At 66.8% G+C, this 12,908-nt stretch carries 13 protein-coding genes; 6 read left to right on the top strand and 7 right to left on the bottom strand.

Annotated elements, in window-relative coordinates; all coding sequences use genetic code 11:
* Positions 1 to 11 precede the first annotated feature (11 nt).
* On the bottom strand, positions 12 to 1,637 hold the full coding sequence (locus ACFW3F_RS19945; protein WP_388060450.1) for an acyl-CoA synthetase: 1,626 nt from the start codon (positions 1,635 to 1,637) through the stop codon (positions 12 to 14).
* A gap of 109 nt (positions 1,638 to 1,746) precedes the next feature.
* On the opposite strand from ACFW3F_RS19945, the gene ACFW3F_RS19940 reads away from it, so the two are divergent.
* The gene (locus tag ACFW3F_RS19940) at positions 1,747 to 2,568 is read left to right on the top strand and encodes a crotonase/enoyl-CoA hydratase family protein (RefSeq protein WP_388060448.1); all 822 of its coding nucleotides are present in this window, start codon (positions 1,747 to 1,749) and stop codon (positions 2,566 to 2,568) included.
* 94 nt (positions 2,569 to 2,662) lie between these two features.
* On the opposite strand, the gene ACFW3F_RS19935 is transcribed toward ACFW3F_RS19940, so the two are convergent.
* Positions 2,663 to 3,700, bottom strand: coding sequence for an LLM class F420-dependent oxidoreductase (locus ACFW3F_RS19935; protein WP_388060446.1), 1,038 nt, complete (start codon positions 3,698 to 3,700; stop codon positions 2,663 to 2,665).
* A gap of 87 nt (positions 3,701 to 3,787) precedes the next feature.
* On the opposite strand from ACFW3F_RS19935, the gene ACFW3F_RS19930 reads away from it, so the two are divergent.
* From ACFW3F_RS19930 to ACFW3F_RS19920, 3 genes are read left to right on the top strand one after another with little or no spacing between them, the layout of a single operon-like run.
* On the top strand, positions 3,788 to 4,825 hold the full coding sequence (locus tag ACFW3F_RS19930; RefSeq protein ID WP_388060444.1) for an OB-fold domain-containing protein: 1,038 nt from the start codon (positions 3,788 to 3,790) through the stop codon (positions 4,823 to 4,825).
* A 16-nt stretch (positions 4,826 to 4,841) separates the two neighbouring features.
* Positions 4,842 to 5,891: a thiolase domain-containing protein gene (locus tag ACFW3F_RS19925; RefSeq protein ID WP_388060442.1), complete on the top strand. Its 1,050-nt coding sequence runs from the start codon at positions 4,842 to 4,844 to the stop codon at positions 5,889 to 5,891.
* The gene (locus tag ACFW3F_RS19920) at positions 5,891 to 7,069 is read left to right on the top strand and encodes a thiolase domain-containing protein (RefSeq protein ID WP_388060440.1); all 1,179 of its coding nucleotides are present in this window, start codon (positions 5,891 to 5,893) and stop codon (positions 7,067 to 7,069) included. Before ACFW3F_RS19925 ends, ACFW3F_RS19920 begins: the two co-directional genes overlap by 1 nt.
* A gap of 41 nt (positions 7,070 to 7,110) precedes the next feature.
* Here ACFW3F_RS19920 and ACFW3F_RS19915 read toward each other — a convergent pair whose 3' ends face one another.
* From ACFW3F_RS19915 to ACFW3F_RS19895, 5 genes are all read right to left on the bottom strand, one after another.
* The gene (locus ACFW3F_RS19915; RefSeq protein WP_388060438.1) at positions 7,111 to 7,659 is read right to left on the bottom strand and encodes a carboxymuconolactone decarboxylase family protein; all 549 of its coding nucleotides are present in this window, start codon (positions 7,657 to 7,659) and stop codon (positions 7,111 to 7,113) included.
* Positions 7,656 to 8,294 (bottom strand): hypothetical protein, encoded by a 639-nt coding sequence (locus tag ACFW3F_RS19910; protein WP_388060436.1) that lies wholly within the window; start codon positions 8,292 to 8,294, stop codon positions 7,656 to 7,658. The genes ACFW3F_RS19915 and ACFW3F_RS19910 overlap by 4 nt, the downstream gene beginning before the upstream one ends.
* On the bottom strand, positions 8,291 to 8,722 hold the full coding sequence (locus ACFW3F_RS19905; RefSeq protein ID WP_388060434.1) for an RNA polymerase sigma factor: 432 nt from the start codon (positions 8,720 to 8,722) through the stop codon (positions 8,291 to 8,293). Before ACFW3F_RS19905 ends, ACFW3F_RS19910 begins: the two co-directional genes overlap by 4 nt.
* 245 nt (positions 8,723 to 8,967) lie before the next feature.
* Complete coding sequence (locus ACFW3F_RS19900) at positions 8,968 to 9,417, bottom strand: nuclear transport factor 2 family protein (RefSeq protein WP_388060432.1); 450 nt, start codon at positions 9,415 to 9,417, stop codon at positions 8,968 to 8,970.
* Positions 9,414 to 10,733: a cytochrome P450 gene (locus tag ACFW3F_RS19895; RefSeq protein ID WP_388060430.1), complete on the bottom strand. Its 1,320-nt coding sequence runs from the start codon at positions 10,731 to 10,733 to the stop codon at positions 9,414 to 9,416. The genes ACFW3F_RS19900 and ACFW3F_RS19895 overlap by 4 nt, the downstream gene beginning before the upstream one ends.
* A gap of 339 nt (positions 10,734 to 11,072) precedes the next feature.
* Between ACFW3F_RS19895 and ACFW3F_RS19890 the strand changes: the two genes are divergently transcribed.
* On the top strand, positions 11,073 to 12,236 hold the full coding sequence (locus ACFW3F_RS19890) for a steroid 3-ketoacyl-CoA thiolase (protein WP_388060428.1): 1,164 nt from the start codon (positions 11,073 to 11,075) through the stop codon (positions 12,234 to 12,236).
* Positions 12,236 to 12,727: a nitroreductase family deazaflavin-dependent oxidoreductase gene (locus ACFW3F_RS19885; protein WP_388060426.1), complete on the top strand. Its 492-nt coding sequence runs from the start codon at positions 12,236 to 12,238 to the stop codon at positions 12,725 to 12,727. Before ACFW3F_RS19890 ends, ACFW3F_RS19885 begins: the two co-directional genes overlap by 1 nt.
* Positions 12,728 to 12,908 lie beyond the last annotated feature (181 nt).

Here is a 12,908-nt window from a genome sequence, read left to right as displayed (position 1 = left end):
CTTTCGGCGCTCTACAGCGCTTCGTCGGCGGGACGCTCGGTGGTGACCGAAGCTCCCCAGCGATAGTCGGGTTTGCCTGCAGGAGAACGCTTGATCTCGTCCACGAACCACACACTGCGCGGACATTTGTAGCCGGCCAGCTCTTTTCGGACCACGTCGTTGAGACTCGTGAGCGACGGTCGCGCACCGTCCCGGGTGGCGATGACCGCGGCGACCCGCTGGCCCCACCGATCGTCGGCGACACCCACGACAACGGTGTCGAACACGTCGGGGTGGGCTTTGAGCGCGCCCTCGACCTCTTCGGGGAAGACCTTCTCACCGCCGGTGTTGATCGACACCGACCCGCGGCCCAGCATGGTGATCGTCCCGTCGGCCTCGAGGACCGCGTTGTCACCGGGCAACGAGTACCGCACACCGTCGAAGACGCGGAACGTCTTGGCCGACTTCTCCGGATCATTGTGGTACCGCAGCGGCACATGGCCCGACCGTGCAAGGACCCCGACCTCACCACTGCCCGGTTCGACCGGAGTGCCGTCCTCGCGCAGGACGTGGGTCTCGCTGTCGGCCTTCACGCGCGGGCCTCCCGTGTGCGGAGTGCCTTTGGCGACGACGCCCATCCCGCCGAAACCGGTCTCCGACGAACCGATCGCGTCGATGATGACGGAGTTCGGGAAACGGTCCAGGAACTGTTCTTTGACGCTCGGGGAGAACAGGCAGGCCGACGACGCAACGGACAGCACGCTCGACAGGTCGCGCTCCCCGCCGTTCTCGAGCGCCTCGATCATGGGGCGTCCCATCGCATCTCCGGTGATGAAGACGACGTTGACCTTGTGCCGCTCGACGATGTCCCACGCCGCGGAACCGCTGAACTCGGGGTACACCACAGCTTTTCCACCAGCGAACAGAGACTGGAAGATCGCCCACTGGGAACCGCCGTGGATGAACGGCGGGATCGGATAGCGGACGAGCTGCCCGCCCTCGGCACCGGTCTTGGCGAGATGCCATTCGTCGGGTACGGGTTCGCTGGTGTACCAGTCGATTCCACCGCCGAGAACACGCCACACGTCCACCTGTCGCCACACCACGCCCTTGGGCTTCCCGGTGGTGCCGCCCGTGTAGAGCATGTAGAGGTCGTCGTCGCTGCGTTCCTCGAAGTCACGTTCGGTCGACGACGCCGCGATCGCGTCCTCGAAGCGGATGGCGTCGCCATGACCGTCACAGCACAGGTCGACCGACGAACCGTCCTCGATGGCGATCCGATGCGCGAGCTCCGGCGACTTCGGCAACGTGTTGCAGACGCGTGTGGCGAAGCTGCGCTCGTGGATCAGCACCTTCATCCCCGAGTCGGTGAAGATGTGTTCGAGCTCGGCTTCGACGTAGCGGTAGTTGACGTTGACCATGACCGCGCGCGCCTTGAAGATGGCGACCATCGCCTCCACCGACTCGATGGTGTTCCTGCTGTACAGCCCCACTCGGTCACCGGGCTGGACACCCAGCTCCCGCAGTCGGTGGGCGAGGGCGTTCGACCGCGCCTCCAGTTCGGCGTAGGAGCGCGTGCGGTCTCCGGACTCGAGCGCGATGCGCTCGGGAACCAGGTCGACGGCATGCTCGATGAGGTCGGCGATCGTGTAGGCCATGGTTCAAAATTAGAACGTGTTATCGTTCTGGGCAAGCGGCAAATCTTCGCCGCCGCGATCACCTGAGCACAGCGACACCACCCCAGCACAGCGACACCGGAGTGCAGCGATGACCACAACCACCCCCGCCGAGTCCGTCACCGAGAAGGCGCCCGAGTGCCTCATCGAGAAGCGCGGGCACATCCTCATCGTGACGATGAACCGCCCGGAGGCGCGCAACGCGTTGTCGACGGAGATGATGCGGATCATGACCGAGGCGTGGGATCAGGTCGACGCCGACCCCGACATCCGGGTGGCCATCCTCACCGGTGCGGGCGGGTACTTCTGTGCGGGCGCCGACCTCAAGAGCATGAACAAGAACGCACCCGGCGACACCGTCGACTCGGGTGCGTGGAACCCGGCGTCGTTGCCGGCCCTGCTGAAGGGACGCCGCCTCACCAAGCCGCTCATCGCCGCAGTAGAGGGACCGGCGATCGCCGGGGGCACCGAGATCCTGCAGGGCACCGACATCCGGGTCGCCGGTGAGAGTGCCAAATTCGGTGTCTCCGAGGCTCGCTGGGGTCTCTACCCGATGGGCGGCAGTGCGGTTCGGCTCGTCCGGCAGATCCCGTACACCGTGGCTTGCGACATCCTGCTGACCGGTCGCCACATCACCGCCCGCGAAGCGCTCGAGTACGGCCTCATCGGTCACGTCGTCGACGACGGCACCGCTCTCGACAAGGCGCTCGACCTGGCCGAGAAGATCGCGGCGAACGGCCCGCTCGCGGTGCAGGGCATCCTCAAGACCATCCGTGACACCGAGGGCCTGCACGAACTCGACGCCTTCGAGCTCGACGCGAAGATCGGGATCTCGGTCTTCAAATCGAAGGACGCCAAGGTCGGACCCCGCGCGTTCGCCGAGAAGCGCGCGCCGGAGTTCACCGGGGAATGACCCCCTGACGTCGACCCACTGCCGAATCGCCACCTCCGACACGAGCCGCGAGCCCGAGGGCCGCGATTTCCGCGCGGAGGTGGCGATCTCGCGTTCAGACCAGCGTTGCGAGCTCCCGGATCGTGGCGCTGTCGCGGGCGGTGACCATCAGCATCGTGACCCCGGCCGCCTCCCATTCCTTGATCTGTGCACGCACCTCGTCGGCCGTGCCGACGAGCATCGTCTCGCGAACCATCTCGTCGGGCACCGCGGCCATCGCCTCGGCCTTCTTGCCGGCAAGGAACAGGCTCACGATCTCGTCGACCGCATCGGCGTAACCCATCCGCTTGTACAACTCGGCGTGGAAGTTCTTCTCCTTGGCGCCCATTCCACCGACGTACAGGGCGGTCGACGGCCGGTAGCGGTCGATCGCCGCGGGCACATCGTCGGTGATGACCACCTGGACCGTCGCGGCCACCTCGAAATCCTCCCGCGAGCGCCGGGCACCAGGACGGGCGAATCCGTCGTCGAGCCACGAGTTGTACTGGTCGGCAAGGCCGAGGCTGAAGAAGATGGCGAGCCACCCGTCGGCGATCTCGGCAGTCTGCGCGACGTTTTTCGGGCCCTCGGCACCCAACCAGATCGGTAGGTCGGCGCGCAGCGGATGCGTGATCGGCTTGAGGGGTTTCCCGAGCCCGGTTGCCCCGGGTGCGTCACCCGGATACGGCAGCGGATAGTGCGGGCCCGCGTTGGTCACCTTGTCCTGCCGGGCGAGCACGTCCCGCACGACTCGCACGTATTCACGGGTGCGCGCCAACGGCTTCGCAAACGGCTCGCCGTACCAACCCTCCACCACCTGCGGACCCGACACCCCGAGCCCGACGATGTGCCGGCCGCCGGAGAGGTGGTCGAGGGTGAGCGCATGCATGGCGAGAGAGGTCGGTGGGCGGGCCGACAGTTGGGCCACCGCGGTACCCAGCCGGATGCGCGAGGTCGCGGCACCCCACCACGCGAGCGGCGTGTACGCGTCGGATCCCCACGACTCCGCGGTGAACACGGCGTCGAATCCGCACTCCTCCGCGGCCGCGATCAACTCCGGCGCTTCTCGAATCGGATCGGCACCCCAGTACCCCAGTTGCAGACCGAGCTTCACCGGCACTCCCTTTCCAGTGCGGCCGCAGATTCCCACGGCCTGACATGCATCTTGTGTCCAATACTAGAACGTGTTCTACTCGAAGACGTGACCACGAGCGTATCGTCGCCGGCCGCCCCGAATCCTGTTGCCGAGGTGCCCGAGCCGAAGTCCCCCATCCTGACCGCTCCCCTGACCAACTCCTTCGACTACACACGGTCGCTGGGCCCGGTCCTGAGCCAGTTCGCGCTCGCGCTACGCGACGGCCGGATCATCGGGTCCAAGGGAAGTGACGGCAAGGTCTCGGTCCCCCCGGTCGAATTCGACCCCGTCACCGGCGCGCAGTCCGCCGAGTTCGTCGAGGTGTCGACCGTCGGCACGGTGACCACCTGGACGTGGAATCCCGAGCCGGTGCCGGGCCAACCACTGGACACCCCGTTCGCGTGGGCGCTGATCCGTCTCGACGGCGCGGACACCACACTGCTGCATGCGGTTTCGGTCGGTTCGCCCGACGAGGTGTCGACCGGCATGCGGGTTCACGCGGTCTTCGGCGCGGCGCGCATCGGCCGGATCGATGACATCGCGCACTTCGCACCCGGCGAGGAGCCCGCCACCGCACCGGCCAACACCGCAGATGCCCCCAAGGGCGCCGAGACGGGGCTCGTCATCATCCCCACCCCGGTCAGCACCGAGATCACGCACTCGGCCAACGAAGAAGAGTCCGTCTATCTCGAAGGCCTCAAGGCGGGCAAGCTCATCGGCACCCGCATCGGGTCGGGCGTCGACGCCGGACGCGTGTACTTCCCACCCCGTGGGGTCAGCCCCGCCGACGGTTCACCGGCGTCCGAGCGTGTCGAATTGGCCCACACCGGCATCGTCACCACCTTCTGCATCGTCAACGTGCCCTTCCAGGGGCAGCGGATCAAGCCGCCCTATGTGGCGGCCTACGTGCTCCTCGACGGCGCCGACATCCCGTTCCTGCACCTGATCCTGGACTGCGAGGCCACCGACGTCCGAATGGGCATGCGCGTCAAGGCCGTCTGGCTCCCGGAGAACGAGTGGGAATACTCGATCGGCAACATCAGCCACTTCGCGCCCACCGGCGAGCCCGACGCCGAGTACGACACCTACCGCGCCCACCTGTGATGAAGGACCACCTCTGATGACACTGCCACCAATCGCGATCATCGGCTTCGCGCACAGCCCCAACATCGCCGGCTCCCACGGCACCACCAACGGTGTCGAGATGTTGATCCCCTGCTTCGACAAGCTCTATGCCGAACTCGGCATCGTCCGCACCGACATCGAGTTCTGGTGCAGCGGTTCCTCCGACTACCTTGCCGGACGCGCATTCTCGTTCATCTCCGCGATCGACTCGATCGGCGCCATGCCGCCGATCAACGAGTCACACGTCGAGATGGACGGCGCGTGGGCGCTGTACGAGGCCTGGGTGAAGATCGCGACGGGCGAGGTCGACCTCGCCCTCGCCTACGGCTTCGGCAAGGCCACCGCCGGCAACGCCGATCAGACGCTGACCCTGCAAACCGATCCTTACACCGTCGCCCCGCTGCACCCGGACGCCCGCTCCCTCGGTGCCCTGCAGGCACGCGCCGGTCTCGACGCGGGCGTGTGGACCGAAGCCGACATGGCCGAGGTCGGCGCGCGCACCTTCGGTGGCTCGGTCGACGAACTCCTCGGTCGTGACTACGTCGCGAACCCGTTGCGGCAGCATGACATCGCGCCCTACACCGACGCCGCAGCCGCGGTCGTCATCGCCAGCGAACGCAAAGCCCGCGAGCTGGTGGCCAACCCCGCCTTCGTCACCGGATGGGACCACCGCATCGACACGCCCAACTTCGGCGCTCGCGACCTCACGGTCTCGCCGTCGACGAAGCTGGCCGGCGACACCGCATTCGGTGGCCGCAGCCGCGCGGTCGACGTCGCCGAGATCAACGCGTCGTACACGCATCAGGAGATCATCGTCCGCAACGCGCTCGGTCTGCCCGACTCGGTGCGGATCAATCCCTCCGGCGGTTCCCTGGCGGGCAACTCGCTGTTCTCCGCCGGTCTGCAGCGCATCGGTTACGCGGCCAACGAGATCATCGGCGGCAACGCCGGGACCGCGGTCGCTCATGCGTCGAGTGGTCCGCTCCTGCAACAGAACATGGTGGTCACCCTGAGTGCCCAAACGAACTCGGGAGGCGAGAACTGATGGGACACAACAATCGTGCCGCGGTGTTGGGCACCGGGCAGACACGGTATGTAGCCAAACGGTCCGACGTCACGATGGCGGGCATGGTCCGTGAGGCCATCGACGCCGCGCTCCTCGACTCCAAGGTGTCGCTCGACGACATCGACGCCATCGTCATCGGCAAGGCACCGGACCTCTTCGAGGGTTCGATGATGCCCGAGCTCGCGATGGCCGAGGCCATCGGCGCGGTCGGCAAACGCCTCATCCGAGTGCACACCGCGGGTTCGGTCGGCGGTTCGACGGCCAACGTTGCGGCGTCGCTGGTCTTCGCGGGAGTACACAAGCGGGTGCTGGCCGTGGCCTGGGAGAAGCAATCGGAGTCCAACGCGATGTGGGCCCTGTCGATCCCGGTACCATTCACCAAGCCGGTGGGCGCCGGCGCGGGTGGCTTCTTCGCGCCGCACGTGCGCTCCTACATCCGGCAGTCCGGGGCTCCCGAGCACATCGGTGCGATGGTCGCCGCCAAGGATCGTCGCAACGGAGCGCTGAATCCGCTTGCTCATCTGCACCAGCCGGACCAGACCGTCGAGAAGGTCATGAGCTCGCAGATGCTGTGGGATCCGATCCGCTATGACGAGACCTGCCCATCGTCGGACGGGGCGTGCGCGGTCGTCATCGGAAGCGAAGAGGTCGCCGATGCGGCAACCGCCGGGGGCGATCCGGTGGCGTGGATCCACGCCACCGCGATGCGCACCGAGCCGCTGTCCTACGCGCACCGCAACGTCGTCAGCCCGCAGGCAGGACGCGACGCGGCCGCGGCGCTGTGGAAGGCCGGCGGGATCAGCAACCCGCTCGAGGAGATCGACGCCGCCGAGATCTACGTGCCGTTCTCCTGGTTCGAGCCGATGTGGCTGGAGAACCTCGGCTTCGTCGCGGAGGGCGAGGGCTGGAAGATCACCGAGGCCGGCGACACCGAGATCGGCGGCCGCATCCCGCTGAACGCATCCGGAGGCGTGTTGTCGTCGAACCCGATCGGGGCGTCGGGCATGATCCGGTTCGCCGAGGCCGCCATCCAGGTCATGGGCAAGGCCGGCGACCACCAGGTTCCGGACGCCCGCAAGGCCCTCGGGCACGCGTACGGCGGTGGTTCGCAATACTTCTCGATGTGGCTCGTCGGCGCCGACAAGCCCCTGCACTGAGGCGGATCTCGTAGCCTTCATGCGCCATGTGCGCATGAAGGCTACGAAATGTGTTCGGGTACAGCACAGGCGAGGCCGTCGGACATCCCCGTGGGCCGAACGCCGAGCGATTGGTTCAGACGTGCCCGCTGGTTCTCCCAGGCGACGGTCATGGCGAGTTCGACGATCTGCGTCTCCGACAGATGTACGGCCAGCCGACGACGCAGCTCCGCGAGATCCTCGCCGACGGCCGGCGTACTCGTCATGGCCTCGGCATAGCCGATGACGAGCTTCTCGAGGTCGGTGTAGGCGGTCGACTCCTGGAAGCGGGGCAGATCGCGCAGCTGCTGTTCGGTGATGCCCGCACCCGACGCGAGCGCCGAGCCGATGTCGAGGCAGAACTCGCAGCTGACCATGCCCGCCGTCTTGAGTTCGGCCAGCTCCTTCAGTTTCGGGTCCATCCGGTTGGAGAGCAGCATCGCGCTCTCCATGCCGACCGTCGCCCCGGCCACCAGCGGTCGTCGTGCGAGATGACCCACCAGCTCGGTGCGATGGCGGCGAGCCCGACCCATCGCGCGTACATAGTTCCGGATTCGATGCAGTGCTCTCATACCCGTCCTTCCCGATCCGTCCGCCGGTTGTAACGCCGGCCCAGGACATATGTGACCAGCAGCACCAGCGCGGCCACACCGACCGCGCCGTGCGCCACCGCCCCCCAGGCGAAGACACCGATCTCGTGAACACCACGCCCACCCATGACGAGCCCGAGGGGCACACCCACGATGACCGCGACGGGCAGCCAGCGCCGACGTGTCGAGGCGACGGCGACCGATGCACCCAGGGCGATGAACGCCAACCCCCCGTCGACCATCGCATGCTGGTTGTACGGTTCGCCGAGCGACGTCGAGATCCACTCGCCGGCAACCATGTTCCCGATCCCGTGGATGACGAGGATCACGCCGAGCACCGCGGCGGCCACCTGCGCCGCCGTCCAGCGCAGGCGACTCGTCTGCGCGGTCATCGACATCCGGACCCGCCGGTCTACCTCGGCGTAGGTGGAGTCGGGCGGGTCCGGGCGAAACGCCGTGGCCAGCCATCGCAGTTCCGGAGCCGGCGATCCCGCCCCCTGCCGTCCGGCGAGGACGGCTGAGATCGCATCGTCGAGCTGCTCGGCAGCCGCGACGTGTGCAGGGTCGAACGCATCCCCGCGCTGTGAGCGCCGATCATCGGGGTCTCGTGATGTCATCGCGACATCACCTCCCTCAGCTTCGCCACACCGCGATGGACCAGCATCCGAGCGGCGGTCGACGATATACCCATCGCGGCGCCGATCTCCTCCGACGTCAGTTCGGTCGCGAATCGAAGGGTCACCGCCTCACGCTCCCTGTCGGTCAGCAGCCACAACCGGCTGCGGACGTCGTCGACGTCGGCCGCCCGCAGCATCGCCGCCTCGGGGTCGCCGCGCGGCGGGGTGGTGCGGTCGCCGTCGGCGACAATCTCCGCCACCGGCACCTCCCGCGACTGCCGTGACCACCAGTCTGCGACGACGTGGCGGCTGATGCCGATCAGCCATGCGCCGATCGTGCCCCGCCCTGCGTCGAATCGATTCCAGGAACGTACCGCCCTGGCGAACACCTCTCCGGTGACATCATCGGCGTCGGCAGTCGACGGCACGCGCGTCCGCACGTAGCGCCACACACTCGCAACGTGTTCGCGGTACACCGCGTCGAACTCGTCGATCGCCCCGGTCTTCGAGTTGTCTCACCTCTCGCATCGGCGGGCACAGCAGCGGTCGGCGAACCGCCTCGATACATCTTCCGTCGCCACCCCCGGCCTGTAACGGCGGATCACGAAAACGCCGCGGGCGGGACAGGTGATGTCACCTGTCCCGCCCGCGGCGGACTGTGTTGCGGCCTTTTTCAGGCCTTGCGCACCGAGTTGATCGTCTTCTCGACCTCCCAGAAGGCGCGCAGTGCCGACAGCTTCCCCTCCGCATCGGCGCGGTAGGTGAACACCCCCCGAGCCTCGGAGACGTGACCGGCGATGTGGGTCACGATGCTGCCGATGTAGGCCACCTCGTTCCCGCAGATGATCTCCTCGTCGAAGCGGAACTCGATGCTCTCGGTCGTCCCGATCGACTTGTCCCAGAACTCGGAGATCTGATCGTGTCCACGGAATCCGACGCCTTCCGGGTCGAACATCGACGGCCCGACCGGGTCCTCGACTGTGGCGTCGACGGCGAAGTTGTCGATCCAGGCCTGCTTGTCCCGGGACTCGACGAACTCACGCGAACGACGACCGGCCACGACTGCGGGATGGTTCTCCCGGTCGATCCCGAGGTAGGCCGGTGCCTCCTCTGCCGCGGTCACTTGGTGCCGTAGTCGACGCGGAGTTCCTTGACCCCGTTGATCCAGCCGTGCCGCAGGCGGCGCGGTGCGGCGAGCTTCGTGATGTCGGGCACCATGTCGGCCAGCGCGTTGAACATCAGGTTGATCTCCATCCGCGCCAGATTCGCACCGACGCAGAAGTGGGCACCGTTGCCGCCGAACCCGACGTGCGGGTTGGGGTCGCGCATGATGTTGAACGAGAACGGATCATCGAAGACGTCCTCGTCGTAGTTCGCCGAGCCGTAGAACATGCCGACGCGCTCACCCTTGGCGATGTCGACGCCGCCGATCTGCGTGTCCCGCTTGGCCGTCCGCTGGAAGCAGTTGACCGGGGTCGCCCATCGGACGATCTCGTCGACCGCGGTCGCCGGACGCTCCTTCTTGAACAGTTCCCACTGATCGGGGTTGTCCAGGAAGGCGTTCATCCCGTGGCTGATCGCGTTACGCGTGGTCTCGTTGCCGGCCACGGTCAGGAGGATGAAGAAGAACCCAAACTCGGTCTCGTCGAGCGACTGACCGTCGATGTCGGCGTTCACCAGCGTGGTGACGATGTCTTCGCCGGGGTTTTTTCGCTTCTCCTCGGCCATCGTGTAGCCGTAACCGAGGATCTCGGCGTTCGCCTGTTGCGGATCCGTCGTGTAATCCGGGTCGTCCGCGTTCATCATCGAGTTCGACCAGTCGAACAGCTTCTCCCGGTCCGCCTCCGGCACGCCGAGCAGGTCTGCGATGGCCAGCAGCGGCAGGTCGACGGCGACGTCCTTCACGAAGTCGCCACTGCCCTTTTCCGCGGCCCGGGCGACGATCTCGCGTGCGGCGTCGTCGAGCTTCTCTTCCAATGAGTGCACAGCTCGCGGGGTGAAGAGCTTGGAGACCAGCTTGCGCAGACGCGTGTGCTCCGGCGGATCGTGGTTGATCAGCAACGCCTTGGTGATCTCGATCTGATCGGCGGTCATCTCGTCGTCGAAACGCATGATGACGCCGTTGGCGTTGGTTTCCCAGTCCTCGTTGTTCTTGGAGATCTCGCGGACATGGGCGTGCTTGGAGATCACCCAGTAGCCGCCGTCGTGGAAACCACCCCCCTTGCCCGACGCCTGGGCATTCCACCAGACGGGCGCGGTCTTGCGTAGCTGCGCGAACTCCTGAACGGGAATTCCCTGCTCGAGCAGGTCTGGGTTGGTGAAATCCCACCCTTCCTGCTCCATGAACGGGCACTTCGCGACGACGTCGGAAGGGCTCGTGCGCGCAGAATCCGCCGGGGTCGGCTCGCTGCCGATCGGGGCGCTCTGGGCCTGGGTCACGTCACACCACCTCGCTGAGAGATTTAGAACCTGTTTCAATCACATTCAAGCACACTGTGACGCGTACGACACCCCCGGATGAGAACTTGTTCTAGTTTTGCCGCACGTCCGCGGCCCCCACCTGCGGCGTTCGGTCGCGAACTCGGCCACATTCGCCATCGTGCAGCGCGGACGCGGTCGTTCGGGCAGAGCCCCCGGGTGGCGTCCAGGGACAGGTTCTGGGCCCACCATAGACGCAAACATAGAACGTGTTCTAGCGTGAACTCAGCGGCCTCGGCACCCCGTCGACAGGCCAACTCCGTGCGCAACGGGGTTCACTGGACCAACGAAGGAGTGACCATGGGCGTTCCGGTCATCGTGGAAGCGGCGCGGACGCCGATCGGCAAGCGTGGCGGCTGGCTCTCGGGCCTGCACGCCGAGGAGCTGCTCGGGATCACCCAGCGGGGCCTCCTCGAGAAGGCGGGCATCGACCCGGCGCTCGTCGAACAGGCGATCGGCGGCTGCGTCACCCAGGCGGGCGCCCAGGCCGGGAACATCACGCGCAAGGCATGGTTGTCCGCGGGCCTACCGGAGGCGACCGGGGCGACCACCATCGACGCCCAGTGCGGCTCGGCACAGCAGGCCAATCATCTGATCGCCGGCCTCATCGCCGCCGGCGCGATCGACATCGGCCTCGCCTGCGGTGTGGAGACCATGTCCGTCGTCCCGCTCGGCGCAAACGTCGGCACCAACGCCGGCCCCTATCACGCGGATTCGTGGGACGTGGACATGCCCAACCAGTTCGAGGCGGCCGAGCGAATCGCCAAGCGTCGAGGCATCACGCGCGCCGACATCGACGCGCTCGGCGAACGCAGTCAGCGGAACGCGCGTCACGCATGGGACGAGGGCCGCTTCGATCGCGAGGTGTTGAGCCTCAAGGCGCCCGAGCGCACCAAAGAGGGCGAACTGACCGGGAACGTCCTGGACGTCAGCCGCGATCAGGGACTGCGCGACACCACCCTCGAATCACTGTCCACGCTCAAACCCGTTCTGGAGGGCGGTATCCACACCGCCGGGACGTCCTCGCAGATCTCCGACGGCGCGGCAGCCGTACTCATCATGGACGAGTCCAGGGCACGCGAGCTGGGTCTGACCCCACGCGCGCGCATCAAGGCGCAGGCGCTCGTCGGCTCGGAGCCGCATTTCCATCTCGACGGTCCGGTCCAGGCGACCGAGCGCGTCCTGGCCAAGTCGGGTATGTCGTTGTCCGACATCGACATCGTCGAGATCAACGAGGCCTTTGCATCCGTGGTACTCAGCTGGGCGCAGGTCCACGGCGCCGACCTGGACAAGGTCAACGTGAACGGCGGCGCCATCGCTCTGGGGCATCCCGTGGGCAGCACCGGCTCTCGACTGATCACCACCGCGCTGCACGAGCTGGAGCGTCGCGACGGTCAGACTGCGCTGGTCACGATGTGCGCGGGCGGCGCGATGGCCACCGGCACCATCATCGAGCGGATCTGATGCCTGCCTTCGATCCGGACAACAAACCGGCACAACTCGATTCGCCGGTCGTCAGCAAGTTCATCAAGCTGGGCTCGAAGGCGAACACCGCGCTGTACAAGGCGACGGGAGGTCGCATCGGGGGCACCTGGCGCGTCGGCGCGGGACTTCGGAAGCCGGCCCCGGTGTGTCTGCTGACCACCATCGGCCGTAAGTCGGGACAACCTCGCACCGCACCGCTGATCTACCTGCGGCGCGGTGACTCGTTCGTGGTGGTGGCCTCCCAGGGCGGCTCGGCAAAGAATCCCGCCTGGTATCTGAACCTTCGGGACAATCCGCAGGTCACGATCCAGCTCGGTAAGGAGAAGTACGAGCTCGTCGCGCGCACCGCCACCGACGCCGAGCGCGCCGACCTCTGGCCCGATCTGGTCGACACCTACGCGGACTACGACACCTACGCCGCGTGGACAGAACGTACGATCCCGGTGGTCATCTGCGAACCCGCCCGCTGAGCGGTCGCCCGCAGAACCATTGGTTCCTGAGGTGCGAGGAGCGCCGTTCTGCTCCCTGAGGTGCGAGGAGCCCCGATCTGCTCCCTGAGGTGCGAGGAGCCCCGATCTGCTCCCTGATCCGAAAGAACCGCATAACCCCTGCTCCCTGAGGTGCGAGGAGCGCAAGCGACGAGCCTCGAAG

The sequence above is a fragment of the Gordonia sp. NPDC058843 genome (assembly GCF_042743165.1).
In the GTDB taxonomy this organism is placed as follows: domain Bacteria; phylum Actinomycetota; class Actinomycetes; order Mycobacteriales; family Mycobacteriaceae; genus Gordonia.
This window is presented reverse-complemented; position numbering and strand designations above follow the sequence as displayed.

Bases quoted from the DNA above. Each gene is read 5' to 3' on its own strand.
- ACFW3F_RS19945 (WP_388060450.1), bottom strand. From the start codon at position 1,637: ATGGCCTACACGATCGCCGACCTCATCGAGCATGCCGTCGACCTGGTT.
- ACFW3F_RS19940 (WP_388060448.1), top strand. From the start codon at position 1,747: ATGACCACAACCACCCCCGCCGAGTCCGTCACCGAGAAGGCGCCCGAG.
- ACFW3F_RS19925 (WP_388060442.1), top strand. From the start codon at position 4,842: ATGACACTGCCACCAATCGCGATCATCGGCTTCGCGCACAGCCCCAAC.
- ACFW3F_RS19920 (WP_388060440.1), top strand. From the start codon at position 5,891: ATGGGACACAACAATCGTGCCGCGGTGTTGGGCACCGGGCAGACACGG.
- ACFW3F_RS19915 (WP_388060438.1), bottom strand. From the start codon at position 7,659: ATGAGAGCACTGCATCGAATCCGGAACTATGTACGCGCGATGGGTCGG.
- ACFW3F_RS19910 (WP_388060436.1), bottom strand. From the start codon at position 8,294: ATGACATCACGAGACCCCGATGATCGGCGCTCACAGCGCGGGGATGCG.
- ACFW3F_RS19890 (WP_388060428.1), top strand. From the start codon at position 11,073: ATGGGCGTTCCGGTCATCGTGGAAGCGGCGCGGACGCCGATCGGCAAG.
- ACFW3F_RS19885 (WP_388060426.1), top strand. From the start codon at position 12,236: ATGCCTGCCTTCGATCCGGACAACAAACCGGCACAACTCGATTCGCCG.